The sequence below is a fragment of the Streptomyces sp. WELS2 genome (assembly GCF_013870595.1).
In the GTDB taxonomy this organism is placed as follows: Bacteria; Actinomycetota; Actinomycetes; order Streptomycetales; family Streptomycetaceae; genus Streptomyces.
In genome coordinates this window covers 1-1216 of the sequence record NZ_JACBWZ010001290.1, presented here as the reverse complement: position 1 = coordinate 1216, position 1216 = coordinate 1, and the positions used below count along the sequence as shown (strand labels likewise).

The window sequence follows — 1216 nt, the reverse complement described above, 5'->3', positions numbered from 1 at the left end:
CCGGGCACGCCGATCCCGCACCACGACGGCCGGTGCGCCATGGTGCGGGCGGAAGAACGGAGAGGGGTGAGCCGGCTCAGGCGGCCTGGTCGCCCAGCGCCGGTACGCGCATCGGGCGCGAACCCGGGCCGCCGACGTGCGAGAAGGGCTGCGTCCGCCAGTCGAGGCCCTGGGGCAGCGTGAGCAGCAGGGCGGTGTCCTGCTCCTGCGGCTCGACGGACTCGTCCGCGGGGCGGGCGTCGGCCGCCGGGCGGCCCGTGCCCGCGCACACCGTGAGCCCGAAGGGGTTCCACGGCGAGGCGCACAGCGCGTGCTCCGGGAGGGTCTCCTCGTCGGCCAGCAGCGCGATCGGCTGTGCGCAGTCCGGGCAGATCACCCGGTACATCTCGAAGGTGTCGTAGGCGTCCGGTTCCTCGTCGTAGGCGTCGGGTTCGACGCCCTCCGGCTCGGGTTCGACGACCGGCTGCGGCCGTGCGGACGTGGGCCGACCAGGGCGATGGGTACTCTGCATGGGATTCTCCCCCTAAGGCTGGGCCGTGAAAGGCACTGCGGCCTCGACCACAGCAAGCACTTCCCGCCCGGTCTCGGCGGTAATCACGAGAACATCACGGAGCCCGCCCGAGCCGTGTGGTTTTGGTCACATGCCACGCGCAGATGCCCGTCCCGGCGCGTTTTCCGGGGAACGGGGCATGACCTGCGTCTCCGAGGTATCCGTGGAGATCAGGCGCACTGTAGGTTGTGGCGGCATGGAGGAGCTGGACCGTCAGATCGTGCAGCTGCTCGTCAAGGACGGGCGGATGAGCTACACAGACCTGGGCAAGGCCACGGGCCTGTCCACGTCGGCCGTGCACCAGCGGGTGCGCCGGCTCGAACAGCGTGGCGTCATCCGCGGCTATGCCGCGGTGGTCGACCCGGAGGCCGTCGGGCTGCCGCTGACCGCGTTCATCTCGGTCAAACCGTTCGACCCCAGCGCCCCCGACGACATCGCCGACCGCCTCGCCGACGTCCCCGAGATCGAGGCCTGCCACAGCGTCGCCGGGGACGAGAACTACATCCTCAAGGTACGCGTGGCCACCCCGCACGAACTGGAGGAACTCCTGGCGCGGGTACGCTCGCTGGCAGGGGTGTCGACCCGTACGACGGTGGTCCTCTCGACCCCCTACGAGGCCCGCCCGCCGAAGATCTGACCCCGCCCGGCACGCCCTGCCGGCTGAAC

The 1216-nt window shown here is 71.1% G+C and carries 2 protein-coding genes; one reads left to right on the top strand and one right to left on the bottom strand.

What is annotated here, in order from left to right; all coding sequences use genetic code 11:
* Positions 1-76: 76 nt before the first annotated feature.
* Positions 77-511: a hypothetical protein gene (locus H5J33_RS35820; protein WP_181798803.1), complete on the bottom strand. Its 435-nt coding sequence runs from the start codon at positions 509-511 to the stop codon at positions 77-79.
* Positions 512-746: 235 nt separating this feature from the next.
* On the opposite strand from H5J33_RS35820, the gene H5J33_RS35815 reads away from it, so the two are divergent.
* A complete protein-coding gene (locus H5J33_RS35815) occupies positions 747-1187 on the top strand; it encodes an Lrp/AsnC family transcriptional regulator (RefSeq protein ID WP_181798805.1) in 441 nt (146 codons plus the stop codon).
* Positions 1188-1216 lie beyond the last annotated feature (29 nt).